The following is a 24769-nucleotide window of genomic DNA, read 5'->3' on the forward strand; positions in this document are numbered from 1 at the left end:
TCAGCGCCTCCCCTGTCCCGACCGACGGGCAAAAGCAAGTTCGCTTTTGGGATCGAACAGATGAACCCGTGCCGGATCGGCATCGATCACCAGCCGGTCGCCCTGAACGGGCGCGAAATGGCCGGCCTCATGGATGATGATCTGCTCGTCCTGTCCCTCGAGATTGCCGTAGACATAGGTCTCGGTGCCCAGGCCTTCGTGATACTGCACGACGAACGGCAGGCCCTGACCGCTGGAGCGCGAGAAATGCGCGGGCCTTATGCCGGCGAGAACCTCCTGCCCCACGGCAATGCCGGCGGGATCGACATCGCTGACGATCCTGCCGCCGTTGGCGACGTCGACGGCGACGCCGCTTTCCGTGATCGCTGCGACCTTGCCCTTGATGATGTTCATGCGCGGCGAGCCGAGGAAGCCGGCGACGAAGAGATTGCGCGGGTGATCGAAGAGTTCGAGCGGTGCACCGACCTGCTCGACCCGCCCGGCGCGCAGCACGACGATCTTGTCGGCCATGGTCATCGCCTCGACCTGGTCGTGCGTGACATAGATCATCGTCGTCTTGATTTCGCGATGGAGCTTGGTGATCTCGGCGCGGGTCTGGACGCGCAGCGCCGCGTCGAGGTTCGACAGCGGCTCGTCGAAGAGGAAGATGTCCGGTTCGCGCACGATCGCCCGGCCGATCGCCACGCGCTGGCGTTGGCCGCCCGAAAGCTGTTTCGGACGACGGTCGAGATAGGGCTCGATCGCCAGCATCCGGGCGGCTTCGGCGATCCGCCCCTCGATCTCGGCGCGCTTGAACTTCAGGTTTTCAAGGCCGAAGGCGAGGTTCTTGCGCACGCTCATATGCGGATAGAGCGCATAGGACTGGAAGACCATGGCGATCTTGCGCTCGGCCGGAGAAAGCGCGCTGACGTCGCGCCCGCCGATCGCGATCTTACCCTCCGTCACCTCTTCGAGGCCGGCGATGACGCGCAGCAGGGTCGACTTGCCGCATCCGGACGGGCCGACGAAAACGACGAATTCGCCGTCCTTGATGTCGAGTTCGACGTCATGCAGGACCTTGACCGTGCCGTACGCCTTGTTGACGGTGGAAAGTTTCAGTTCTGCCATGCCTCACTCCCATCAGATGCCGCCGCTTCGAAGACGGTGTCGTTTTTGTTCCAGCCTTGCGGCAGCGGTGTCGGCCTGGTCATCCGCACCTCGTTCATCAGTATCCCCTTGACGCCGGCCACGTAGATGGCCGGCATTCCTCCGGGATAGCGCTCGAGACCGATCACCCGCCCGTCCGAGCCACGGGTCCAGGCATTGGCGCGCCCGCCGCCCTCAGCTTTCGGGGCGAGGTCGGCATTCGTCGGGCGCAGGTCGTAGGATTGCCCGGTGCCGAGTTCGCCGGGCTGCTGGTCGATGGCGACGCGCCTCAGCCATATGTTGCGGATTCCCGACGGTGCGGCGGCGATGACGGTGATCGCCCCCTCCATGCGCCCGGTTATATCCTCGACGATGAGATTTTCGATCGCGCCCGCGGGCCGTTCGGCGACCCGGTCGACGACGTTGACGGTCAGCGCCTCCCCCGAGCCCCAGAAGCCATCCAGCGTTTCGCGGCACTCGACCGCAATCCTCGAAAACCTGACGTTCGAGATCCGGCCGCCGTCGCGGGAAAAGATGCCGAGCGCCCGGTTGGAGGAGGAAACGTTGCAATCCTCGAACACGATGTTGGTGACGTCGCCATGCGTTTCCGTGCCGATCTTCAGCGCACAGCTCAAGCTCTGGACGGAGCATCGGCGCACGAGAATGTTCTCGCACCGGCCGATGGCGACGCCTTGAGGACCGATGCTGGTCTTCAGGCAGATGCCGTCGTCGGCCGTCGAGATGTTGCAATCCTCGATGACGGCGCCGCGGCAGGCATCGAGCACGATGCCGTCCGTATTGGGAAGGCGGCGGTCGTTCTCGATGGTGACGTTCCGAACGACGACATCGGTGCAGTCGACGAAATGCAGCGTCCACATCGGCGAGCGGCTGACATGGATGGAACTGATCTCGACCTCGTCGCAGCCTTCGAAGACGACGACACGGGGACGAAACTCGGCCGGGATGAAGGTTCCCACCGTCTCGTCGTCGCCAATGATGAAACTCTCGCAGCCGGCTTCGATGCGCCCTTCCCCCGTCAGGCTGATCCGCCGCGCGTCCCTGGCGACGATCATGCCGCGGTCCGATTTCTCGGCGATCACCGACACCGTCGTATTGAGATAAGCGGCATAATCGGGAACGGGACGCAGGATCGCGCCGGCGGCCAGATGCAGATCGACGCCGGATCGCAGCCGGAGCCCCCGGCAGAGGTGGATGCCCGCCAGGAGCTCCAGGCGCCCGCCGCCGGAAGCCGAAAGGCTGTCGATCTCGGCTTGCAGACGGTCGGTATTGTCGCCGTCGAACGCCTCGATCGTGGCGAGGGAGGTGGCGTTCATTGGCGGCGGCCGCCTTCGATCAGGACTTCGGTCAAAAGCAGCATGGTCAGCGCCTGGCCGTAAGGCGTCGGCAGGTTCGGGATTTGCCGGTAGAAATCGAGGTCATGACCCATCGGCGTGCCGTCCGAGACGCCGTGGACGACGCCTTCGTCGTCAATCTCAGCCATCACGGCCTTGAGCGCGCGCTCCGCATGAACCCTGTCGCTCTCGTCGAGAATGCCGGCATCGATGGCGCGCAGCATGCCATAGGCGATGCCGGCGGTTGCCGAGGTTTCGAGCGGCGAGGACGGATCGTCCAGAAGCGTCGTGAACATGCCGTCCGGCCGCTGATACGCCTTCAAGGAGCGCACCTGGCTGACGAGGACGTTCGACAGGAAGCGCCGGTCCTTCTCGCCGAGCGTCGGGACGAGATCGAAGAGTTCGGGGATGGCGACCGTGATCCAGGCATTGCCGCGCGCCCAGAAGGCGTTGGCGAAATTGTGCCGGCCGTTGAAGGTCCAGCCGTGATACCAGAGGCCGCTCACCGGATCGGAGAGATAGCGGGTGTGAAGCACGAACTGATAGACGGCCTCGTCGATCCAGTCTTGGCGCTCGCAGAGCACGCCGGCCTGGGCGAGGAAGAGGCAGGCCATGAACAGCGTGTCGTCCCACAATTCGCCGTCGTTGACGCGCTCCTTGCAGACGTGCTGGAAGCCGCCGTCCTCGGTCTTCGGCAATTCCTTGATGAGCCAGTCGGCCCAGTCCTCGACGAGGGCGCGAAAATCGGGACGGTCGACATGCTGGACGAGGATGGCGAGCGGCAGCATCGGCGCCGTGCTGTTGATCTGGCGCGGCGGAATACCGCGCTCGATCTGGGCGCTGTACCAGGCGACGAGCTCCTGCAGCGCCTTCTGGTCGTTGGCGGAAATCGCGCGGCGCAGGAATCCGTAAAGGCCGACGCCGACTTCCCAGTCCCATTCGTCGAACTGGATGCCGGAGGCGGCATTGTCCGTCACGAGACCTTCCTTGATGCCCCTGAGCCGGCTGAAAGCCGTCGCCACGCGATCGATCGTCGTCAGGAGAGCGGCGTTGTCGACAGATGCTGTGTTCATGCTGGAGACCTATGTTTTAGGAGTAGAACGGCTCGTCAGCGCCGGCTTGGGACGCGGCGCTGTCGTGGGTGAGGATCGGGTGCGGCTGATCATGCGTGAACGGCCGGGGCTGACCCGCGATCGAAAGACCGTCGGCATAGGAAAGAGCGACCGCCGGACCGCCCGGCGGCGTCAGGGAAAGACGCCGAAGCGCGGGATCGAAGGACACCGCCGTCTGGCACAGGCGCTCGATGAAGGCCTTGAAAGCATCGTCATTGCCGCAGCCTGCAATGGCCGCCCAGCCGCAGAGCGCCCCATGCGAGCGCGCCTCGCGGCCGGCGGTCGGCCCGTCGGCGATCAGCTCCAGGCCGTTCGAGGCCCAGAGGGCGGCAAATCCCCGGCCCGACCGGGCGATCAGCCATTTGTCCTCGACGATCAGATCGTCGAGACCGTCGCGGCCGATATAGGCGTGCGTCCAGGCATGCCGTGCATCACCCGTGTCCTCGATCAAAAGGGCGACGTCGCGATGCTGGGCGACACGCGGCAGGATGCCGTTGCCGGCCCAATAGGACGGCCGCTGATTGCCCCACGGATCGTCTTCGCCGGGATGGTTGACCCAGAGCCTCGCCATCGGATGGCCGGCGAGCCGGATATCCAGAACGTGCTGCTGATGCCCCTTCCGGCCGGTCTTGTGATCGACGACGGTCGAAAGCTGCGCGGCCTCGTTCTTGAAGAGCACGAGCTTGCCGCTCTCCAGCCCCTGGCTGTAGCGCGCCTCGACGCTTCTTCCCCGCGAGAGCGAAGCAAGCTCGGCGAGATCGGCCGGCGGCTCATAATCGCCGGCGCAGAACATGGTCAGCGCCGCGACGCCGTTGTTGAGCCAGCCCGTGCCGAAGGCGACCTGGGCGAAGGGCGCAAGCTCGGTCAGCGGGCCGGCGCGCAGTTCCTTGTCATAGGCACGGCCCTGCGATCCGGCCGGAACGCCGGCAAGCGTATGAAGGGCGATCATACGGAAGATGAGATCGATCTGGCCGCGGGCGCGATCGGCGATGCCGCTCTCCGCCCAGCGCTCCAGCGCCAGCAGGCCGATAAAATCGATCGGGTAGTAGGCGGCCGAGTTCCACTCCGCCAGGCCATGGGCCTCGACGCTGTCGAACCAGCGCCCGAGGCGCTCGACGGCGAGTTCCGCCTGCTGCCTTCCCGTGCGCCCCGAAGCCGAAAACAGCTCGTCGGGCAGCAGAAGTCCGGCCAGGAGCTGGCTGGTATGGAAGCAGAGCACATGGTTCTCGCTCCAGAACCACATCGCGTCGTTGCCCGGCTCGTCGACCCAGTAGCGGTAGGAAAGAACGGAATGGCGGATGCGGTCGACCGTGGCCTTGGGCATGCGGTCGCCATAGGCGCCGAGCAGCCACAGGAGCGGCACCATGATGAAATCCGAGCAATCCTCTCGCGCATCGATGGAAGCGAGCGTCGCATCGACGATGCGGTCGAAGCTCTCCCGGTCGTCGTAGCCGGTTTCCATCATCGCGATCAGGCGGCCGGCGCGGTTGGCGCCGAAGCGGGCGCTGTATTCCAGCGCCTGCCGCTTGCGGGCGGCAAGCGATGCCTCTGCCGGCAATGGTGAGATGCTGCTCATGAAGGCGGCATCGATGACGCGGGTGACCGAGCCCGTCCCGGAGCCGATCGTCATATGGATGCCGTGATAACCGTCGGCAATGGCGCAGACATCGTCGGCCGTCAGCCGGTTCTGGCCGGCGCGGAGGGTCAGTTTCGCATGGGCGAGAACCGGCCGCTCGTGACCATGGCCGACCACCTCGAGCTCCACCGGCAGGTCGCGCTCGGGCGCCGTATCGAAGATGATCTCCAGCGGCTCTTTGACGAAGACGTCGCGGGCCGGGCGCACGCCGCGCGAAAGCGCTTCCAGCTCCCGCACCTCATCCTGATCCAGCGATACCGGCAGCAGCACGCAGAGCGGCTCCTCGTCCAGCATTTCGAGCTCGAAGAACCAGGTCGTGTCGCGCTCGGCAAGATCCTCGGTATGCACGAGAATCTCGTTGTCGCCTGCTTCGAGCGCCAAAGCTATCTCGGTTGCGCTCTCGACATTGCGCTTGAAGGGCTCGAAGCGCACCGCCTCCTGCCCGTTGACCCATATGCGAACGCCGCCGCAGGTCTTGAGCGCGAGATTGAGCGTGCGCGGCGCTTCCGTCCTGAACGTACCCTTCAGCCATTTCCTGACATGTGTCGGCACATGCCAGAAGCTGGTGAACTCGACGCGGCGGTTCGAGCCGGGAAGATAGAGGCTTTCGGTTTGCCAGGATGTATCGGGCGCCAGCTCGCGGCCGACCATGGTGGACCAGAAGGCCTTGCGGCACGGCAGGTCGCCGACATCGACGAAACCGTTGATGAAACGGTAGTTCACACGGTCTTCGGCCGGCGCCGGCTCGCCTGGAAAATAACGCGCGATGAGGGCGGACACGGCCCATGCCGTGATCGTCTGCCCCCGGCCCACGCCATAGGCTGGCGCCATGTCGTCCGGCTGCTTGATGCTTTCCGTTTTCACAGATCGCCTCCTCCGCAATCAAATGAAAATATTTTCATTAGGTTATTTTGGTGCGTGATTTTTGAAAATTGCTCAAAAACATCGCTATTCGCGTAGAAAATAGCTTGACGGACCGAATGTCAAGTATATGAAATTCACTTATCGATGGCTGAGGCCGCGATTGATGAAAATGTTTTCATGGGAGGATGAAAATGAAAACGTATCTATCAGGGGCTTTCGCACTGGCGCTTGCCACCGTTTCTTTCGCATGGTCCAGCGCGGCCATGGCGGAAACCCAGACGATCACCTTTCTCTTTACCGACGACGACCAGGCTTACGTCGAGCGGATGGAAGCGCTCAGCAAGGAATTCGAGACGGCACATCCCGATATCAAGGTGAATTTCGTTTCGTCGGGCTATGATGCCGTCGCCAAGCAGCTACCGGTGCAGCTTGCCATCGGCGAAGGCCCTGACGTTGCCAAGATCACCGACTGGCAGCTGGCGCCTTATTATCTCGACATGCGCCCGCTGATGAAGGATCCGGATGGTTTCGCCAAGCTGCACGGCGACAGCCTGAACACGCTTCGCTTCCCCGGCGTCAACGATCCGAACTCGATCAACGGCTATGTCGCGTCGCAGACCTTCAACCTGCCCTTCGTCAACAAGACGCTCTTCGAGCAGGCCAAGGAACCGCTTCCGCAGCCCACAGCCACGCTGAAGGACATCGTCGAAGCCTCCGCCCGCGTCGCCAAGGCGACCGGCGCGCAGATCCCCTTCACGATGGACCGCTCGGGCCATCGCTTCTCGGGCGCCGCCTTCTCCTACGGTTCGAACTACGTCAAGGACGGCAAGTTCTCGTTCCCCGACGATGCCGCCAAGCGCTACATTACCGATCTCTACAACTGGACCAAGGACGGCTCTTTCCCCAAGGAAATGTGGGGTGCTGCCGGCGGAACCCAGTACAAGAACATGGGTGACGAGTTCGTCAACGGCAATGTCGTGACCTATCTTGCCGGCAACTGGATGGTCAATCCGTTCCAGAAGAAGATCGCCGACGCCTTCGACTGGACCGCGATCAGCGCGCCCTGCGGCGACGCCGGCTGCTATGCGATGCCGGGCGGCACCGCGATCGTCGGCTTCAAGCGCACCAAGCATCCGGAAGCAGTCGCTGCTTTCATCGAGTTCCTCGGCTCTGAAAAGATCCAGCGTGAAATCGCCGAAAACTACGTCATCCTGACCGGCGCCGACATCAAGGATCCGCAGTACAAGCTCGAGAGCAAGAACGCCAAGGATGCCATGGCCGTCTTCCTCGCTGCCCGCAACAGCGCCCCGAAGGCAGCCCGTGACCTGGAACGCCTCAAGGGATCGTCCGCCATCTATCAGCTCATCGTCCAGCGGATGAGCCAGCTGATCGTCGGCGAGCTTTCCCTCGAAGACACCTTCAAGGCCATGAGCGCCGACGTCGAAAAGGTCAACGTGGCGCTCGCCGCCAACAAGTAACCGGCCGCGCCTGTCTCCCACAGATTGCGCGCTGCATCAGCCACGACCTCGCAACGGGCCGTGGCTGATCGTTTTTTGGGCGATGCTCAAACCGCCGCTTCCGACACTTCGACCCGTTTCGAATTGTCGATGACCTGAAGACGCTACATTCCGCCGAGGAAAGGTAGCGTCATGAATATCATCGAACGAAACACCAGTTCCCGCCCGGACCTGAACCCTGCCGCCCTCGCCATTCTCTGCCTCGGCGTGATCGTGGCGCAGGTCGACACGTCTGTCGTCAATCTGGCGGTTCAGCCCATAGGCCTCGACCTCAAGGCTTCCGTCGCCGAACTGCAATGGGTGGTGGATGCCTATAACCTGATCTACGCCTCGTTTCTCATCAGCGGCGGCCTGTTCGCCGATCTCTGCGGCCGGCGCCGGCTCTTCGTCGTCGGCTGCATGCTCTTCACGCTCGCGAGCCTCGGCTGCGCCTTCGCTCCGACGACGGCGTTTCTCATTGGAGCAAGGGCATTGACCGGCTTCGGCTCCGCACTTCTCCTGCCGGCCTCGCTTTCGCTGATCCGCGTCATCTATCCGGTGGAAAAGATCCGTGCGCGGGCGCTCGGGATCTGGGCCGGCTGCAATGGCGTCTCGCTAGCGATCGGCCCGAGCCTCGGCGGCTTCCTCATCCACGATTTCGGCTGGAGATCCGTCTTCTTCGTCGTCATCCCCATCGCATTGGCCGCAGCGGCCGGAGCGCGGCTCTTCGTTCCCGAGAGCGCCGATCGGCATGACCGGTCCTTCGACTTGCCTGGCCAACTGCTGGGGATCGCCGCCCTCATGGTGATCACGCTCGCCGCGATCGAATCCTCGCTTCTGCCGCCCCTCCGGACGTCTTTGCTGGCGATTGCGGGCGCAGCCCTGTTCTGGCTCTTCGTCAGGGTCGAGCGGCGGCTGAAACAGACCGCGCTGGTTCCGATCTCGATGTTCTCCGGCAGCCAGTTCCGCGGCGCGATGGCGGGAACGGCGGCCATGACCTTCGGCATGTACGGAACGCTCTTTCTCTTCCCGCTCGCCTCTCTCGCCCTCGGCCGGCTGGCTTCGATCGAGGTCGGGCTATCGCTGCTCCCGATGGCACTGAGTTTCATCGCGATCTCTCCCTTCTCCGGCTCGATCTCGGAACGCCTGGGAAAGAAGAGCACAATATCCGCAGGGCTCGCCGCGATGGGCCTCGGCAACCTCCTGCTGGGCGTCGCCTTTGTCGCGCAGGCGTTCGTCGCCGAAGAGATTGGACTGCTGCTGACCGGCATCGGCATGGGCATGGCCACCGGCCCGCTGACGGCGATCGCCGTGTCCGCCGTGACGGCCGATCGCGCCGGCACGGCGAGCGCGCTGATCAACGTCGCCCGCATGGTCGGCGCGACGATCGGGGTCGCGATCCTGGGCGCCGTCTTCGCCTTCCTCGGCGAAACCGAAACCGCCTTCCTCATCGCGATGTCCGCCGGCGGCGGTATCCAGTTGCTCGGCGGCTCTGCCGCCTGGCGCTTGTTGTGAGGGGCGACGAGGGACAGGCGTCGCACCTTTGTCTGCCAAAAATGCCTGAGGCGCGCAGCATGGCGGCGCGCCTCAGATCTCTGTTTCATATCCCGTGCCCAAAACCGCAATTCAGTTTTGGGTGATAGACGTCACGACGCCATCGCGTAATGGCGCTGCTCCGAGGCGCGGCGGCTGCCCGTCTTGAAGCGGCGCAGCAGTTCGGCGAGGCTTTCGGTTTCCTGCGTCAGGCTCTGGGCGGCGGCCGTGGTCTCTTCGACCATCGCGGCGTTCTGCTGCGTCACCTTGTCCATCTGGTCGCCGGCGGCCGAGACCTCGCGCAGGCTGGTCGCCTGCTCGCGGGCGGCTACCGCGATCTCGGCGACGGTCGCGTTCATCGCGGTGACGTGCTCGACGATCTGTTCGAGCGAGACGCCGGATTCGCCGACCAGTTCGACGCCCGTCTTGACCTGCATCGAGGAGGTGGAAATCAGTTGCTTGATCTCCCGCGCCGCATTGGCCGAGCGCTGGGCAAGCTCGCGGACTTCCTGGGCGACGACGGCGAAGCCCTTGCCCGCCTCGCCGGCACGCGCGGCTTCGACGCCGGCATTCAGCGCCAGCAGGTTGGTCTGGAAAGCGATTTCGTCGATGACGCTGATGATGTTGCCGATCTTCGACGACGAATTCTGGATTTCCGTCATCGCCGCGATGGCGCGCGAAACGATCTCGCCGCCCTTTTCGGCATTGGTGCGGGCCGTCGCCACGACGGCCTGGGCGCGGCTGGCGCCCTCCGCCGTGCCGTTGACGCCGCGGGTGACGTCGCCGAGTGCCGCGACGGTTTCCTCCAGCGAAGCGGCCTGCTGCTCGGTGCGGCGGGCAAGATCGTTGGAAGCGGTGGAGATTTCCGCAAGGCCGGAGCGGATGGTGGTGACCGCGCGGATGACCGAGTCGATCGCTTCCTCAAGGCTTGCGACCGAGCTGTTGAAGTGATCCCGGATCCGGACATAGCGATGGTCGACGTCGCCGACGCGGACCGAGAGATCGCCCTTCGAGAGCGCATCGAGACCAAGCGAAATCTGGTGGAAGGCATGCTCCATCACCTGCGCATCGCTGAGGCGCTCGGCCTCCTGGCGCAGCCGCTCTTCTTCGGCGGCCAGACGCGCCCGTTCGGCATTGGCTTCGGCGATCAGCTTGGCGCGGCCGGTCTCCTGGAAGACCTTCAGCGAACGCGCCATGGCGCCGAGCTCATGACGGTGTTCGACGCCGGTGATTACGATCGACTCCTCGCCGCGGGCAAGCCGCTCCATGGACTGCGCCATGCCGCGAACTGCGGAGGAAATCAGCCGGCCGACGAAATAGGAGAGCACGAGGCCGATGACGATCAGCAGGCCGCTGATGACGAGCGTCGTGCTGGTCGCGGAAGCGACCGTTGCTTCGACCGAACCATCGAGGTTTTTCTGCGCGCCGGTCACGGTCGCCTGCAGATCCTTGAACTCGCCTGCGATCTTCGGCGCCAAGACGTTGAGCTGCGTCTGGCGGATATTGCCGGAGGTCTGCAACACGTCCTTCATATCGCCGAGGCGCGCGGTGTAATTCTGCATGAGCTGGCCGGCGCCCATCAGGCGCTTCTTCTGCAACTCGTTCTTGGCAGCCTTGGCGGCGGCGTCGTTTAGCGCCACGGCCTGGGCAAGCGCTGCCTGCGCCGTGTCATAGGCGGCAAAATCGTCCGAATGCACGAAGCGCTCGGAGAAATAAAGGCTGCGGTTCAGGGCCTCCAGCGTTTCCGCCGTCGTGTGCAGCAGGGCCACGTCGTTCTGGCGCCAGGCGCTGCGCATGACGTCGTTGAGTGCGATGCTGGTCCAGGGGCCGAATTCAGTGACCTTGGAGATCAGCAGGTCGCGCCGCCCCTGAAGGGTGACGATCTGTTCGAAGGCCTTGCCGTAGGCGGCGATATCCTGGCGGATCATCGCAAGGCCGGCCTGCAGTTCCTTGTTGTCGGCAAAACGCGGATCGTCCGCCTCGAAGGCCTTCACGCCGGCGCGGAAACCGTCGACGACAGCCTGCGTCGGCGTGGAGCGGAAGGCTTCCGCCGACATCTGGATCTCGTGCAGCTGGTCGCTGTAATCGGAGATGGCGAGGCTCTGGCCCGCCGTGGCGCGATAGGAGGCGAAGATGGCGGCAAGCCCGTTCATGCCGGAGATCGCGCTGACGGTGAGCAGGCTCATCAGCAGGATCAGCGGCACGAAGCCCGAGGTGATCTGCGCGCGAATGCCGAATTTATTCCAGAAATGCAACATTATAGGCCTCTTATGCTCACTGGCTCTTCGGCAGATATTTGGAAAGGTTCTCAGGCGTCACGAGTTCGAAGGGAACGTTGTTTTCGCGCGGCACCTTCTCCTTGTTGATCAGCTTGACGGCGGCTTCGACAGCGGCTGCACCCTGCCCCACTGCGCTCTGGAGAATGGTCACGTCGAGATCGCCCGCCACCATTGCGGCAAGCGCATCGTCGGTCGCATCGACGCCGGCGACGACGACGTCCTTCATCGGGATATTGGCTTTCTTCATGGCGCGGATCGCACCGAGCGCCATCTCGTCGTTGTTGGCGATGACGGCGTCGAACTTGACGCCGGCCGCCAGCCATTCCTGCATCTGCTGATCCGCATAATCGCGCGACCAATAGGCCGCTTGCTGCTCGACGATCTCAAGACCTTTGCATTCCGGCGTCGCGATGACATCCAATATGTCCTGGGTGCGGGTGCGGGCGGCCACATGGAAGACCTCCCCCATCAGCACGACGACGCGGCCCTTGCCCTTGAGGAGAGAGCATACTTGCTTCGTCTCCAGCGTACCGGAGTCTTTCTCATCGGAGGCGACGACAACCTGATTGTCCGGCAAGTCCAGGAGATTGGAGGGCGTCGTGTTGATGTAAACAAGCGGAATGCCGGCATCCGCTGCGATCTTGGTCATTTGCGGCCCGAGATCGCCATCAGACAGCATCATGATAATGGCATCGACCTTGTCGGCGACGAACTGCTGAACCTGCTTCTTCTGCAGCTCATTGTCGCCATTGGCATTCTCGGTGACGAGCTTGAGCCCTGATATCGTCTTCCCGTGCGAGACGACGCCGTTCACCAGCATCTCTCTGAACTTGTCGAGATTGGTCATCGAAACCCCGATCGTCTGCGCATGGGCAACAGAGACCGATATCGCCAGAGCGATGGATGCAAGCGTGGCCGTTTTCATGAATTCCCCTGCGCAATTCGAATATGAACGCGTTATTTCAAATCTTGGTTAAATTTTACTTTTCGGCGGGACACGAAAGTTAAGCGCGGGGATATGATCTCGCAGCGGCACGACCGCCTCTTTGAAGCCCTTCCGGCGAGACTTGAAGGGCATCGCATTCGACTTGATGCAACGGGCTTAGGTCTTTGTTTTGATAAGAATTAACGCCCGCCGAAACCGGAGCCGACGCTGATGCCCTTGTAGATCACCCTCTGCAGCACGATGGCGAGAATGACGCCCGGCACCATGGAGATGGTGGCGCCCGCCATGATGTAATTCCAGGCGGTGCCCTGCTGCGTCTGAAACAGGGTGAGACCGAGCGGCAGCGTGGCCTTATCGAGCCCGCTGGTGGCGATCAGCGGCCAGAGGAAGCTCTTCCACTGCGCTATGAAGGTGAAGAGCGCGAGCAGGCCGATCGCCGGCATGGCGAGCGGAACGATGACCCTGACCAGGATGCGCAGGCGCGAGGCCCCGTCCATCATCGCCGCTTCGTCGAGATCCTTGGGAATGCCGAGGATGAACTGGCGCAGCAGGAAGGTGCCGAAGGACGAGAAGGCGACCGGCAGGATCATGCCGTGATAGGTGTTGATCCAGCCGAGCTTGCTGACGACGAGGAAGAGCGGGATGACCAGCATCACCTGCGGGATCATCAGCGTGCTGAGATAGGTGAGCAGCAGTCCTTCACGGCCGGGGAACCTCAGACGAGCGAAAGCATAGGCCGACAGGCAGGAGACCACGATGACGATCGCGGTCACGCCGCAGGCGACGACGAGGGAGTTCAGCAGGAAGATGCCGAAGGGCAGAGACACCAGCGCCTCGACGAAATTGCCCCACTGATATTCCTCGGGCAGGATGCGGACCGGCACGGCCATCACCTCGGTATTGGAGCGCACCGCGTTCGACACCATCCAGAAGAAGGGAAAGAGGAAGAGCAGCGCGACCAGCGAAAGCCCGGCATAGCTGACGAAGGCGCCGATCCGCCGCAGGATGCGATACCGGTTCCGAGACTGGGAATGCGGATGCCGTGAGTCCGGCTTATTCGTCATAATGCACCCATTTGCGCTGCATGTGGAACTGCAGGATGGTGAGCCCCATGATCATGACGAACATCACCCAGGCAAGCGCCGAGGCATAGCCCATCTGAAAATTGGTGAAGCCCTTCTGGTAGATGGCGAAGCCGAGGGTCGCCGTCGCCGAGCCGGGGCCGCCGCGCGTCATGGCGAAGATCTCGTCGAAAACCTGCAGCGAGGTGATGGCCGTCATGACGGTGGCGAAGAAGACCGTCGGCGAAATCAGCGGCAGACGGATGCGCCAGAAGCGCCGCCAGGGACCGGCGCCGTCGATCATCGCCGCTTCGAGATAATGCTTCGGCACCAGGTCGAGCGCGGCGTTGAACATCACCACGTTGTAGCCGACATTGGCCCAGAGCGTGACGAGCACGACCGCCTGCATGGCCCAGCTCGAACTCAGCAGGAAGTTCGGCAGGCCGAGGCCGAGCGAACGGATGACGCTGTCGGCGAGCCCGTCCGGCGTGAAGATCAGCAGCCACACCACGGAGGCTGCAATCGTCGGGGTAAAGGTCGGCAGAAAGAAGATCACCCGGAAGATCGCCTTGCCGCGCTTGAGGCTCGATATCCAAACCGCGAGCGTCAGCGAAACGATGATATTCACGGCCAGATACTCGACCGCGAAGAACAGCGTATTGTTCAATATCGTATAGAAGGCCGGATCGACGGTGAAGAGCTTGATGTAATTCTGAAAGCCGACGAAAGACGGCGTCGAGATCAGCTGCCAGTTGGTGAAGGAGAGCGCCAGCGACGCAACGATCGGCAGGGCCATGAAGATCATGAAGCCGAGGAAACTCGGCAGCAGGAACAGCATGGCCGTCTGCGTCTCCGGCTTCAGGAAGCGCCGCGGCTGATCGGGCTGAATGGCGATTTCGGCAACGGCGCCTTCCGACATGTCTTCCTCCGTGCGCGGCAACTCCTGCCGCGGCGAAAGCGAGCGCGCCCTGCCGGACGCGCAGGCGCTCTATTGCTGCGCGAGGCTCTGGATGGACTCCATCGTCTGCTTGGCGTCGGCGCTGCCGCCGAAGGCGGGCGGGAAATACTGGTTGAAGAGATTTTCCACCGCCGCCCAGTTGTTGGTGATGACATACGGCACCGAATGCGCCAGCGAATAATCCAGCGCCTCGCCGCCATTGGTGATGTCCTTGGCCGCCACCTTGTACCAGGAGGATTGCGAGGCCGTGCGCGCCGGGAGCGCCCGGCCCTGTTCGGCGAGATATTGCAGCGCCTCGGGGCTGGTCAGCACCTGGATCGCCTTCCAGGCCGCATCCTTGTTCTTGCTCGTCGTGGCGATGCCGAAACCGGAGCCCGCCGTGACGGCCGTCAGCTCTCCCTCCCCGCGCGGCAGGGTGGTGGAACCGACTTTGAACTTGACCTTGTCCTTCATGCCGATGATCGACCACGGACCATCGACATACATGGCGACATTGCCAGAATAGAAGCGGCCCTGGATGACCGTCCCGGCATCGGCGCTCGACGGCACCAGCGGCGCGACCTTGTCCTTGGCGGCAAAGCCGATCACCGTCTCGGCAGCGGCAATGGCGCTGGGATTGGTAAGGTCGAGCTCGCCGGCATCATTGACGTATTTGTCGCCCCAGGCCGAGGCCAGGACCGAATAGTTCTGCGGGGTGATGCCGAAGCCGTACTGGCCGTCTTTCGTCAGCTTCTTGGCGGCATCGGTAAATTCGGCGAGCGTCCAGCCCGGTTTCGGCAGCGGAATGCCGGCGGCTTCGAGCGCGTCCTGGTTATAGTAGATGACCCACGGACCGACGTCATAAGGCAGGCCGTAGAGCTGCTTGTCGACAGACATGCCGCCGATGATCGAGGGCGTGAAGGCGCCGACGTCGAACTTGTCTGCCGCGATCCGGTCGTTCAGCGGTTCGAGCAGCGAATAGAAATTCGGCATGCGCAGCGACTGCATGGACACGATGTCGGCAAGCTGGCCCGAGGCCGCCAGCACCGGCAGCCGCGTCCAGTAATCGACCCAGCCCGTCGTCGTCAGCGTCACCTTGATATCGGGATATTTGGCGGTCACCATGTCGGCCAGGTGCTGCCAGCCTTTGGTATCGGCGTCGGAACCGGTCCACATCTGCCAGGTCAGGTTGACCTGTTCGGCCGATGCGGCTGTGGCAAAAAGGCTGCCGCTCATTGCGGCAAGCATAAGCGTCTTCTGCAGAACCTTCATGGGTTTCTCCTCCCTCCATGAACGCAATGGACACGCAGGTGCGATCGACTACGCCTTGAGGACGATCTCGATCACCGGGACGGTAACGTCGGGTCGCCGGACCGGCAGTTCGAGCGTGATCATGCCTTCCGGCACCATCACGCCGATATTGGAATCCACATCCCCGGTATGGCCGAGCCAGCGAACTTCGCTCGCGTCATGCAGGAATTGCGCATAGGCGATCCTGTCGGCGAGTCCTTCGATATGGATGTGGCGATAGGGCCAGTTATAGACATGCAGGTAGAGGCGGTTGCCGCGCTGGGTGTAGCGGCAACCGGCCGGCGCGGGAAGTTGGGATGGGCCGGCGCCGTAGATCGAGCGTGCATTGACCTCCATCCAGTTCTGGTAGACCTCGAGCGCGGCGATGGCGCGTTTATCGAAGGTGCCGCGGCCGGTCGGGCCGACATTCATCAGCAGGTTGCCGCCGAGCGCGACGGAATCGATGAGCAGCTGAATGATCTGTTCCGGGCTCTTCCAGCTCTCCTCGTCGCGATGATAGCCCCAGGAGCCGCTGAAGGTGTGGCAGGCTTCCCAGAGCACGCCCTGGCTCGCAAGAGCCGGCGCCACGCGCGGCGTATATTGCTCCGGCGTCGTCACGTCGGGCAGTGTGCCGGGCGGCAGGTCGAGGCGGTTGTTGACGATGATTTCGGGCTGCAACTCGCGCACCAGCGCAAGCAGCCGTTCGCTTTCCCAATCGGCGCGCCCTTTGCCGGGCAGACCGCGATATTCGCGGCGGGGATAGCTGAAATCGAACCAGATGATGTCGATGCGGCCGAAGCCGGTCAGAAGCTCGCGCACCTGTTCGCGCATATAGGCGGCGTAATTGGCGATGTTGCGGCCGGCATTCAGCGCCTCGGCTTGCGGATGGTTGCGCAAGGGATGGTGGACGTCGATCGGGAAATCGGGATGGTGCCAGTCGAGCAGCGAATAATAGAAGCCGATCTTCAGCCCCTCGGCCCGGAAGGCTTCGACGAGCGGCGTCAGCAGGTCCTTGCCGCAGGGCGTGTTCGGCGCCTTGTAATCGGTGACCTTGCTGTCCCAGAGGCAGAAGCCCTCGTGATGCTTGGTCGTCACCACGACATATTTCATGCCGGCAAGACGCGCACGGCGCGCCCACTCCTTGGGATTGTAGAGATCGGGATCAAAATTCTCGAAATAGCGCTGATAGTGGTCGTCAGTCAGCTCTTCGCGGTTCTTCAACCACTCGTGCCGGGCTCCAAGCGCATAGAGGCCCCAATGGATGAACATGCCGAGGCGATCATGGCTGAACCAGGCGTGTTTGCCCGCTCCCGATACCGGATTTTCCGGCAGGCGTTCCGAACTCGTCACAGGTTTCTCCTCCCTGTTTTCCGGCTTAACGTCATGTCGAACCGGTTCGGTAAGCGAACATCCTCCTTGAGCCATCCCCTGTCAAGCCGAAATTCGCAATTCGAAAACTTCGAAATAGTCGGCTCAGAAGTAGGCATTTAGCCAAGTTCTGTTGCAACGGCGAATAAAATCTGACAAAAGAAAGCTTTAGAACCGGTTCGATAGACATGACGACCATACGAGATGTCGCGCGCCTGGCGGGGGTTTCGATCTCGACCGTCTCGCTCGCGCTCAACAGCCCGAAGCGGGTCGGCGCCGAGACGCTCGACCGCATCCAGCAGGCGATACAATCGACCGGCTACCGTATCGATCCGGTAGCCCAGACGCTGGCGCGCGGGCGCAGCTCGCTGATCGGCTTCGTCTCGGCCAATCTCGGCAACATGTTCTTCGGCGACATCCGCCGCGAGATCGAGCACCAGGCGCTCGACCACGGCTATTTCGTGCTGATCGCCGACTCCTCCGGGCGCGCCGATCTCGAACGGGCGCTCCTGGAGCGGCTGCAGGCGCAGAAGATCGCCGGCATCGCCTTGGCGGCAAACGGGCGCGGCGCGGAATACGCAACCTTCCTGCGCGAGTTCAAGACGCCGATCGTCATGTTCGACCAGAAGGTAGAGGGCGCCGAGCGCGATTTCGTCGGCTCCGACAATCCGCTGACGACGACGATCCTGACCGAGCACCTGCTGCAACTCGGCCACCGGCGCATCGCCTTCATATCAGGCCCGAGCGGCCTGCACACCGCCGACGAGCGCCTGAAAGGTTTCATGGACACGATGGCCGGCGCCGGCGTCGACGTCGATCCTTCGCTGGTGGTCGAGGGCGGCTACACCAGGAGCGGCGGCCATACGCAGGCGATGCGCCTGCTCACCCGCCGCGACCGGCCGACCGCCATCATCGGCGCCAACAATATGACGGGACTGGCAACCCTGCAGGTGATGCAGGAAATGGGCTTCCGCTGTCCCGACGACGTATCGCTGGCAATGGTCGACGACGTACCCTGGAGCAACGTCATCACGCCGCGCATCACCATGGTCGTGCAGGATGCGCAGAAGCTCGGCGAACTGGCCGCACAGCGCCTGCTCGCCAGGATCGCAACCCCCGAGGCCGCCGCCGAGCCGCCGCGGGATTTCATCCTGACGCCGAGATTCGTGCGTGGAGAGTCGACAAGGCGGCTGTAAAGGCGCTTGCCTAAATTTCCTCACGAGGCAAGGGAAGAGGCCGATCATCATCGAGGCTATCAGCCCATGCTCGCATCAACCCGTGATCGACAGTCCTGCCCTCGTCCACATCAACCAGTGCCTCAAGGGTCAAACTCCGACGCTTCTCCTGAGCAAGCGGCAGCGGAACATGTTCAGTCGGGATTCTGGTTTCCATCGAAGCTCTCTTATCGACCATCGCAATCATAGCGAATAACTTACATTCATATATGACGGCGCCGCCCTACCGCCAAAATCGGCAAGCGCCGCAACCGCGCATCCATTGAAAGACCGCAAGATTTGTCATACATGTGTGATGAATCGTAAATTCCGGGATGCCGCTGGTTCGAACGGCGTCCAGATCGAAGCCGATGCGGGGGGTCGAGGCGTGGCTATTCAGGGGAAGGATCGCAGCAGGGGTTCGGGGTCGCTGGTTTCACAGGTCGGCGAAAGCCTTCGCCAAGCGATCCTCAGCGGCCAGTACGCCGCCGGTGACAAGCTTCCGAGCGAGCATGAACTGACCGAGACGCACAGCGTCAGCCGGACCGTGGTGCGCGAAGCCGTGGCAGCCCTTCGCTCCGATGGGCTGGTCGAGGTGCGCCAGGGAGCGGGCATTTTCGTGATCAGCCCCGACCCGGCGCTGTCGGGCCGGAAAGTCGACAAGGCCCGCGTCGCCTCCGATCTGGAGGTGCTGGAGATCCGCACCCCTGTCGAAATCGAGGCGGCGGGGCTCGCCGCGCTGCGCCGCTCGCCGGCGCAGGAGGAAGCGATCTTCGAATGCCACCGGAAAATCCTCCGTTGCATCGAGACCGATCAGTCCATCCGCGAAGCCGATCTCGAGCTCCATGTCGCCATCGCCGAAGCGACGAACAATCCGTTGTTCAAGCACTTCCTCGAGGCCCAGGGCTCGGCGATCATCCCGCAATCGCGGGTCGTCCCGGAAACGAGGACGGCCGAACAGACCGCCTACCGCAAGCTCATTCACCGGGAACATGAAGCGATCATCGTGGCGATCTCCGACAGGGACGATCAGGCGGCCCGCAACGCCATGCGTGAGCATCTGGTGGGCAGCCAGGCCAGGTATCGCAACCTGCTGAAGGATCTGCGAAGCTTCACGAGCTGAGGCTAGCGCAAAGCGCTGCAGCTTTTCAGACATCACCAGACCAACAGTTATCCCGGCCGCCGCGAGCAAATCTGCTGGCCGATTGCGCAGCCGCGTCTATTGTAAGGGACGTGCGCAGCCCATATCGGCGTGATGCATGGACGGGCTGTTAACCTGTCTGCGGCTGAAAGCTAGTTGAAAGCTTCGGCGTCTTAGGAAAGGGCAGCATCGTGGAGGAGACACGGGTCAAGGTGACGAGACGACGATGCGGGTAAACCATCAGGAGGAGATATCAATGCGTTCTTCACGCAGCCTTTTTCACACCGTCGCTCTTTCCGCGCTTTTCGCTGCAGCATCATTCACGGCGAGCGCCGCCAGCGCGGCCGACAAGATCACCATCATGGTCGGCGGCTATGAGAAGCAGATCTATCTGCCGGCCAAGCTCGCCGAATCCCTGGGCTACTTCAAAGAGGAAGGTCTCGATGTCGAGTTGCTCAACGAAGCGGCTGGCGTCGATGCCGAAAACCAGCTTCTGGCAGGCGCCGTGCAGGGTGTCGTCGGCTTCTATGACCACTGTGTAGACCTGCAGGCCAAGGGCAAGTTCGTCGAATCCGTCGTTCAGTTCAGCCAGGCGCCGGGCGAGGTCGAGATGGTTTCCAGCAAGCATCCCGAGATCAAGTCGCCCGCCGACTTCAAGGGCAAGAGCCTCGGCGTCACCGGTCTCGGCTCCTCCACGAACTTCCTCACCCTCTTCATGGCCTCAAAGGCCGGCCTCAAGCCCGGCGACGTCGTCACCATTCCGGTCGGCGCGGGCGGCACCTTCATCGCCGCCATGCAGCAGGATCAGATTCAGGCCGGCATGACGACGGAGCCGACGATCTCGCGCATGATCAAAACAGGCGAAGCGAGCGTCCTCGTCGACATGCGCACCGTCGAAGCGACCCGCAAGGCGCTCGGGGGCACCTATCCGGCGGCCTCGCTCTACATGGAAACGTCCTGGGTGGAGGAACATAAGGACGAGGCACAGAAACTCGCCAACGCCTTCGTCAAGACGCTGAAATACATCAATACGCATTCCGCCGCCGAGATTGCCGACAAGATGCCGAAGGATTTCTACGTCGGCGACAAGGACGGCTACGTCAAGGCGCTCGAAGAGGGCAAGGGCATGTTCACGCCTGACGGCGTGATGCCGGAAGACGGTCCGCAGACCGTGCTTGCCGTGCTCTCGGAGTTCTCCAAGAACGTCAAGGGCAAGCAGATCGACCTTTCCAAGACCTACACGACCGAGTTCGTCAAGAACGTCAAGTGAGGCCGCCACGCCGCTTCCGGCTCCCGAGCGGAAGCGGCGTCCGTTCGATCACGGGCATCGCGTGCGCGCCCTTAAGCACGCCTCAGGTATCACCATGCAACAGGACAACAAACAGACCCCGGCGATCGAGCTGATCAATGTCAGCCGGCGCTTCGTCTCGCCGACCGGAAAGTCGCTCACTGCGCTGCGCGATTTCAACATGACGGTCGCCCGCGGCGAGTTCGTCGCCGTCGTCGGCCCGACCGGCTGCGGCAAGTCGACGACGCTCAACCTCGTGACGGGGCTCGCACGCCCGAGCGCCGGCGAAGTCCGCCTGATGGGCGGGCCGATCACCGGCATCGACCCGCGTGTCGGCTTCGCCTTCCAGACCGACGCGCTCTTCCCGTGGAAGAACGTGATCGACAATGTCATGGCCGGCCCGCTGTTTCGCGGCAAATCGCGCGCCGAGGCGGAACAGAGCGCGCGCGACTGGCTGGCGCGCGTCGGCCTGTCGAAGTTTCTGCACCATTACCCCCATCAGCTTTCCGGCGGCATGCGCAAGCGCGTCTCGCTGGCGCAGACCTTCATCAACGAACCTGAAATCCTGCTGATGGACGAGCCCTTCTCGGCGCTCGACGTCCAGACCCGCACGGTCATGCACGAAGAACTCCTGAAGCTCTGGGCCGAGCGCAAGGCCTCCGTGGTGTTCGTCACCCACGATCTCGAAGAGGCCGTGGCGCTTGCCGACAAGGTCTATGTGCTCACTGCCGGCCCGGCGACGGTGAAATCGGTCTATCCGATCGAGCTTCCCCGCCCGCGCGTCGTGTCGGCGATCCGCTACGAGCAAAGCTTCATCGACTATTGCAAGACCATCTGGGAGGACCTGCGCGAAGAGGTCGAAACCAGTTACCGCCGCGCAAGCGAAGCGGCCTGACGGGAGGATATCATGGCAAACACGACTTTCGAGGCCGCTTCGGCCACCCTGTTTCGTCCGGGCACGTCGGATGCCGAGATCGAAGCCTCCGCGCTGAAGGCGATACGCCGGCGCAACACGCTGGTGCGCTTCTGGCAGGTCGCCATCCTGGTCTTCGTAATCGGCATGTGGGAGCTCTCCTCCAACATGAACTGGATCGACCCCTTCTTCTATTCGAGCCCGAGCGGCGTGCTCGAGCGGCTCTACGAATGGGCAACCGAAGGCACCACCGAGGGGTCGCTCTGGTATAATCTCTGGGTGACGATGGAGGAGGCGCTGATCGGCTTCTTCGCAGGCTCGATCACCGGCGTCTTCGTCGGCATCGGGCTTGGCCGCAACCGTTTCCTCTCCGACATTTTCTCCGTCTACATCAAGGCGATCAATTCGATCCCGCGCGTGGTGCTGGCCCCGATCTTCATCATGATCATGGGCCTCGGCCTGCCGTCCAAGGTGGCGCTCGCCTTCATCATGGTGTTCTTCGTCGTCTTCGCCAACGCCTTCCAGGGTGTGCGCGAAGCCGACCGCAACATGATCGCCAACGCCCGCATCCTCGGCGCTTCCGACTGGCAGGTAACGCGCACGGTGGTCATTCCCTCGGCGATAAGCTGGATTTTCGCGAGCCTGCATGTCTCCTTCGGCTTTGCGATCATCGGCGCCATCGTCGGTGAATTCGTCGGCGCCCGCTTCGGCATCGGCCAGTTGATCTCGATCGCCAAGGGCACCTTCGACGCCGCCGGCATGTTCGCGGCCATCCTCCTCGTCATGGTCGTCACGCTTTTTGCCGAATACATCATGACGCTGATCGAGAACCGCCTGGCGAAATGGCGCCCGCAGCAGCACCTCGATACGCAATAAATCCGCCTCCTCCCAAGGCAGATCGAAGCGAAGGCCGGGCGCCACGCCCGGCCTTCTGTTTGTTAAGCAAGTCGGCCAACTTCTCTTTCGTCATGCTCGGCCGAGGATGACGCCGGGTAGAGAGCGAGGAGTGTCATTAAACTCCGGCCGGGCATCATACCCCGGCCTTTGTTCATTTGATGCGTCGCCGGTTCAAGCAAGCGGAAGTCTCACGGTCACGATAAGACCGCCCTCCTCCGCATCACCGAGCGAAACCGAACCTCCAGCCCCTTCGACGACCTCACGGACAATCGCAAGCCCGAGGCCGCTCCCTTCGCTTTCCGTCCCCATGATCCGGTAGAACCGTTCGAAAACCTGCTCGCGCTCGCCTTCTGGAATGCCCGGCCCATTGTCTTCGACGGTGACGACGGCGTGACCGTCCGCCTGGCCGACGGCGACGGTCACGCGCCCATCGGCTTTGCTGTAGCGGATCGCGTTGTCGATGAGGTTGACCAGCATTTCGCGCAGCATCGTCCCGTCACCCTCGACGATGACGGAGCGGTCCGCCTCCAGACCGAGATCGATGTTGCGCCTGAGCGCCTCTTCGGCATGCGCTTCCAGGATCTCACGGGCCGCCTTGCTGAGGTCCGTCGCATCGCTGCGCGGGCGGCGGCTGCCGGGTTCGGCCCGTGACAAGGTGAGAAGCTGGCTGGCGAGGCGCGAAATCTGCCGGGTGCTGGTGCGCAGCGCAGCAAGCGCCTCGTCGCGGCGGGCGGCATCGTCTTCGCGGGATGCCACGCTTGCCTGCGTCGAAATCAGCGCCAGCGGCGTCCTCAATTGATGCGCCGCGTTCGATACGAACCGCCGCTGCGCGGCCATCTGGTTCTGGACGCGCTCCATGTAATCGTTCAGCGCATGAACGAGCGGGCGCAGCTCACTCTGGACCATCTCCGGCGGCAGCGGATCGAGACGGTTGCGCCCGCGCCGGCGCACGGCGTCCCGCAGCCTCAGAGCAGGCGCGAGGCCGCGCTGGAGTCCGAGGATGGTCACCAGGCTTGCAAGGAAGACGAGCACGAACTGCTTCGAAAAATCCGAAAGCCACAACTGCCTTCGCATCGCATATTGGCTGTTATGCGTCACGGCGACGGTCACGGAGATCGTGCCGTCATTGGGAAGACCGACGACCGGATGATCGAGCATCAGGACGCGCACATCGGCGCCGTGGAAGGCGCGATCCTCACCGACGCGCTGGACGGCCGGCAGCGGCAGATCGGGAAAGCCGCTCACCAGATTGCCCCAGACGGTGATGACCTTGTAAAAGACCCGGTCGCCGAAGCCGGTATCGAACATCTCGAGCGCGGCCGGCGGCACATCCACCTGAACATTGCCGCCCTCATCGACGCGCACCGCCTCGGCGATGACTCGGGCCGAGGCAAGCAGCGTTCGATCCGTCACCAGCTTTGCCGTCGCGTCGGCCGACCAGAAGCTGTCGTAGAGATTGAAGGCGATCGCGCCGAAGAGCGTCAGCAGCACCCAGCAGAGCAGTTGTACTCTCAGGCTCTGGCTGAGCCGCGCGATCGTTCCCCCAGCCTTGGTCACGATGCTATTGGACATGTCTGAGGAGATAGCCGAGCCCGCGCAGCGTCGCGATCTGAACCGAACTGTTTTCGAGCTTCTTGCGCAGCCTGTGGACGTAGATTTCGATGGCGCTCGGATCGGCCTCGTCGTCGAAACCGAAGACGCTTTCGGAGAGGGCGGCTTTCGAGACCGTGGTGCCGAGCTTCATGACGAGCTGTTCGAGAACGGCATATTCCCGCGGCGTCAGCTGCAGCGGCTCGCCTTCGACGAAGAACTGCCGCGTGCCGCCGGAAAAGCGCAGGTTCCCGACTGTGATCTCCGAGGATGCCCGATCCTGGCCGCGGCGGACGACCGCGCGGATTCTCGCTTCGAGTTCGGCGATTTCGAAGGGCTTGGCGAGATAGTCATCGGCGCCGCTGTCGAGCCCGGCCACACGGCCGTCGAGGCTCGCATTGGCGGTCAGGATGATGACCGGCAGCTTGTTTCCCGATTGCCTCAGCCGCTTCAAAAGCGTCAGCCCGTCAAGCTTGGGCAGCGAAAGGTCGAGGATCATCGCCGAATATTCCGCCACCTTGAGCAGATGTTCGGCATCCTCGCCGTCATAGGCAAGGTCGATAGTGTACTGCGCCTGCCGCAGGGCTTTGCCCAGCCAGGCCGCCAGATCCTTGTTGTCCTCCACCACAAGCAGTCTCATCCATCCCCCTTAGCACGTGCGGAGGGTTCGGCGGAAGCGTATCCATGGAGTTGCATCTCGCCCATTGCTGCCGGCCGATGCTGCCTT

Annotated in this window: 20 protein-coding genes; 7 read left to right on the forward strand and 13 right to left on the reverse strand. The window is 63.0% G+C overall.

What is annotated here, in order from left to right; all coding sequences use genetic code 11:
• The 4 genes from QD408_RS08130 to QD408_RS08145 are packed head-to-tail and all read right to left on the reverse strand — an operon-like array spanning position 1 to position 6089.
• On the reverse strand, positions 1 to 1107 hold the full coding sequence (locus QD408_RS08130) for an ABC transporter ATP-binding protein (RefSeq protein WP_414138961.1): 1107 nt from the start codon (positions 1105 to 1107) through the stop codon (positions 1 to 3).
• Positions 1095 to 2459, reverse strand: coding sequence for a glycoside hydrolase family 28 protein (locus QD408_RS08135; protein ID WP_414138962.1), 1365 nt, complete (start codon positions 2457 to 2459; stop codon positions 1095 to 1097). Before QD408_RS08135 ends, QD408_RS08130 begins: the two co-directional genes overlap by 13 nt.
• The gene (locus tag QD408_RS08140) at positions 2456 to 3550 is read right to left on the reverse strand and encodes a glycoside hydrolase family 88/105 protein (protein WP_414138963.1); all 1095 of its coding nucleotides are present in this window, start codon (positions 3548 to 3550) and stop codon (positions 2456 to 2458) included. The genes QD408_RS08135 and QD408_RS08140 overlap by 4 nt, the downstream gene beginning before the upstream one ends.
• Before the next feature lie 16 nt (positions 3551 to 3566).
• Entirely contained in the window at positions 3567 to 6089 is a 2523-nt protein-coding gene (locus QD408_RS08145) for a hypothetical protein (RefSeq protein ID WP_414138964.1), read from the reverse strand.
• Positions 6090 to 6280: 191 nt separating this feature from the next.
• On the opposite strand from QD408_RS08145, the gene QD408_RS08150 reads away from it, so the two are divergent.
• Together QD408_RS08150 and QD408_RS08155 are read left to right on the forward strand one after the other, a co-directional pair.
• Complete coding sequence (locus tag QD408_RS08150) at positions 6281 to 7567, forward strand: ABC transporter substrate-binding protein (protein ID WP_414138965.1); 1287 nt, start codon at positions 6281 to 6283, stop codon at positions 7565 to 7567.
• A gap of 171 nt (positions 7568 to 7738) precedes the next feature.
• Positions 7739 to 9100, forward strand: coding sequence for an MFS transporter (locus tag QD408_RS08155; protein WP_414138966.1), 1362 nt, complete (start codon positions 7739 to 7741; stop codon positions 9098 to 9100).
• Positions 9101 to 9231: 131 nt separating this feature from the next.
• Here the strand turns inward: QD408_RS08155 and QD408_RS08160 are convergent, their stop codons facing one another.
• The 6 genes from QD408_RS08160 to QD408_RS08185 all read right to left on the reverse strand — a co-directional run bounded on the left by QD408_RS08160 (position 9232) and on the right by QD408_RS08185 (position 16981).
• Positions 9232 to 11376, reverse strand: coding sequence for a methyl-accepting chemotaxis protein (locus tag QD408_RS08160; RefSeq protein WP_414138967.1), 2145 nt, complete (start codon positions 11374 to 11376; stop codon positions 9232 to 9234).
• Between the two features lie 16 nt (positions 11377 to 11392).
• The gene (locus QD408_RS08165) at positions 11393 to 12322 is read right to left on the reverse strand and encodes a substrate-binding domain-containing protein (RefSeq protein WP_414138968.1); all 930 of its coding nucleotides are present in this window, start codon (positions 12320 to 12322) and stop codon (positions 11393 to 11395) included.
• Positions 12323 to 12522: 200 nt separating this feature from the next.
• Entirely contained in the window at positions 12523 to 13407 is an 885-nt protein-coding gene (locus tag QD408_RS08170; protein ID WP_414138969.1) for a carbohydrate ABC transporter permease, read from the reverse strand.
• Positions 13397 to 14323 carry a carbohydrate ABC transporter permease gene (locus tag QD408_RS08175; protein WP_414138970.1) on the reverse strand — a complete coding sequence of 309 codons (927 nt, stop codon included), beginning with the start codon at positions 14321 to 14323 and terminating at the stop codon, positions 13397 to 13399. The genes QD408_RS08170 and QD408_RS08175 overlap by 11 nt, the downstream gene beginning before the upstream one ends.
• Before the next feature lie 69 nt (positions 14324 to 14392).
• A complete protein-coding gene (locus QD408_RS08180) occupies positions 14393 to 15613 on the reverse strand; it encodes an ABC transporter substrate-binding protein (RefSeq protein WP_414138971.1) in 1221 nt (406 codons plus the stop codon).
• A gap of 48 nt (positions 15614 to 15661) precedes the next feature.
• Positions 15662 to 16981, reverse strand: a complete 1320-nt coding sequence (locus QD408_RS08185; RefSeq protein ID WP_414138972.1) for an alpha-L-fucosidase — start codon at positions 16979 to 16981, stop codon at positions 15662 to 15664.
• A 206-nt stretch (positions 16982 to 17187) separates the two neighbouring features.
• Between QD408_RS08185 and QD408_RS08190 the strand changes: the two genes are divergently transcribed.
• The gene (locus tag QD408_RS08190) at positions 17188 to 18195 is read left to right on the forward strand and encodes a LacI family DNA-binding transcriptional regulator (protein ID WP_414138973.1); all 1008 of its coding nucleotides are present in this window, start codon (positions 17188 to 17190) and stop codon (positions 18193 to 18195) included.
• A gap of 10 nt (positions 18196 to 18205) precedes the next feature.
• Here the strand turns inward: QD408_RS08190 and QD408_RS08195 are convergent, their stop codons facing one another.
• Entirely contained in the window at positions 18206 to 18391 is a 186-nt protein-coding gene (locus tag QD408_RS08195) for a hypothetical protein (RefSeq protein ID WP_414138974.1), read from the reverse strand.
• Positions 18392 to 18607: 216 nt separating this feature from the next.
• On the opposite strand from QD408_RS08195, the gene QD408_RS08200 reads away from it, so the two are divergent.
• The 4 genes from QD408_RS08200 (at position 18608) to QD408_RS08215 (ending at position 22431) form a co-directional block, all read left to right on the forward strand.
• The gene (locus QD408_RS08200) at positions 18608 to 19336 is read left to right on the forward strand and encodes a FadR/GntR family transcriptional regulator (RefSeq protein ID WP_088684287.1); all 729 of its coding nucleotides are present in this window, start codon (positions 18608 to 18610) and stop codon (positions 19334 to 19336) included.
• Between the two features lie 274 nt (positions 19337 to 19610).
• The gene (locus tag QD408_RS08205; protein ID WP_414138975.1) at positions 19611 to 20624 is read left to right on the forward strand and encodes an ABC transporter substrate-binding protein; all 1014 of its coding nucleotides are present in this window, start codon (positions 19611 to 19613) and stop codon (positions 20622 to 20624) included.
• Between the two features lie 94 nt (positions 20625 to 20718).
• Positions 20719 to 21537 carry an ABC transporter ATP-binding protein gene (locus tag QD408_RS08210; RefSeq protein WP_414138976.1) on the forward strand — a complete coding sequence of 273 codons (819 nt, stop codon included), beginning with the start codon at positions 20719 to 20721 and terminating at the stop codon, positions 21535 to 21537.
• Between the two features lie 12 nt (positions 21538 to 21549).
• Positions 21550 to 22431 (forward strand): ABC transporter permease, encoded by an 882-nt coding sequence (locus tag QD408_RS08215; protein ID WP_414138977.1) that lies wholly within the window; start codon positions 21550 to 21552, stop codon positions 22429 to 22431.
• A 192-nt stretch (positions 22432 to 22623) separates the two neighbouring features.
• Here QD408_RS08215 and QD408_RS08220 read toward each other — a convergent pair whose 3' ends face one another.
• Both QD408_RS08220 and QD408_RS08225 read right to left on the reverse strand, forming a co-directional pair.
• Entirely contained in the window at positions 22624 to 24024 is a 1401-nt protein-coding gene (locus QD408_RS08220) for a sensor histidine kinase (RefSeq protein WP_414138978.1), read from the reverse strand.
• On the reverse strand, positions 24014 to 24682 hold the full coding sequence (locus tag QD408_RS08225; protein ID WP_088684148.1) for a response regulator: 669 nt from the start codon (positions 24680 to 24682) through the stop codon (positions 24014 to 24016). The genes QD408_RS08220 and QD408_RS08225 overlap by 11 nt, the downstream gene beginning before the upstream one ends.
• Between the last annotated feature and the right edge of the window lie 87 nt (positions 24683 to 24769).

Source organism: Rhizobium sp. BR 249 (genome assembly GCF_047445895.1).
Classification (GTDB): Bacteria; Pseudomonadota; Alphaproteobacteria; order Rhizobiales; family Rhizobiaceae; genus Rhizobium.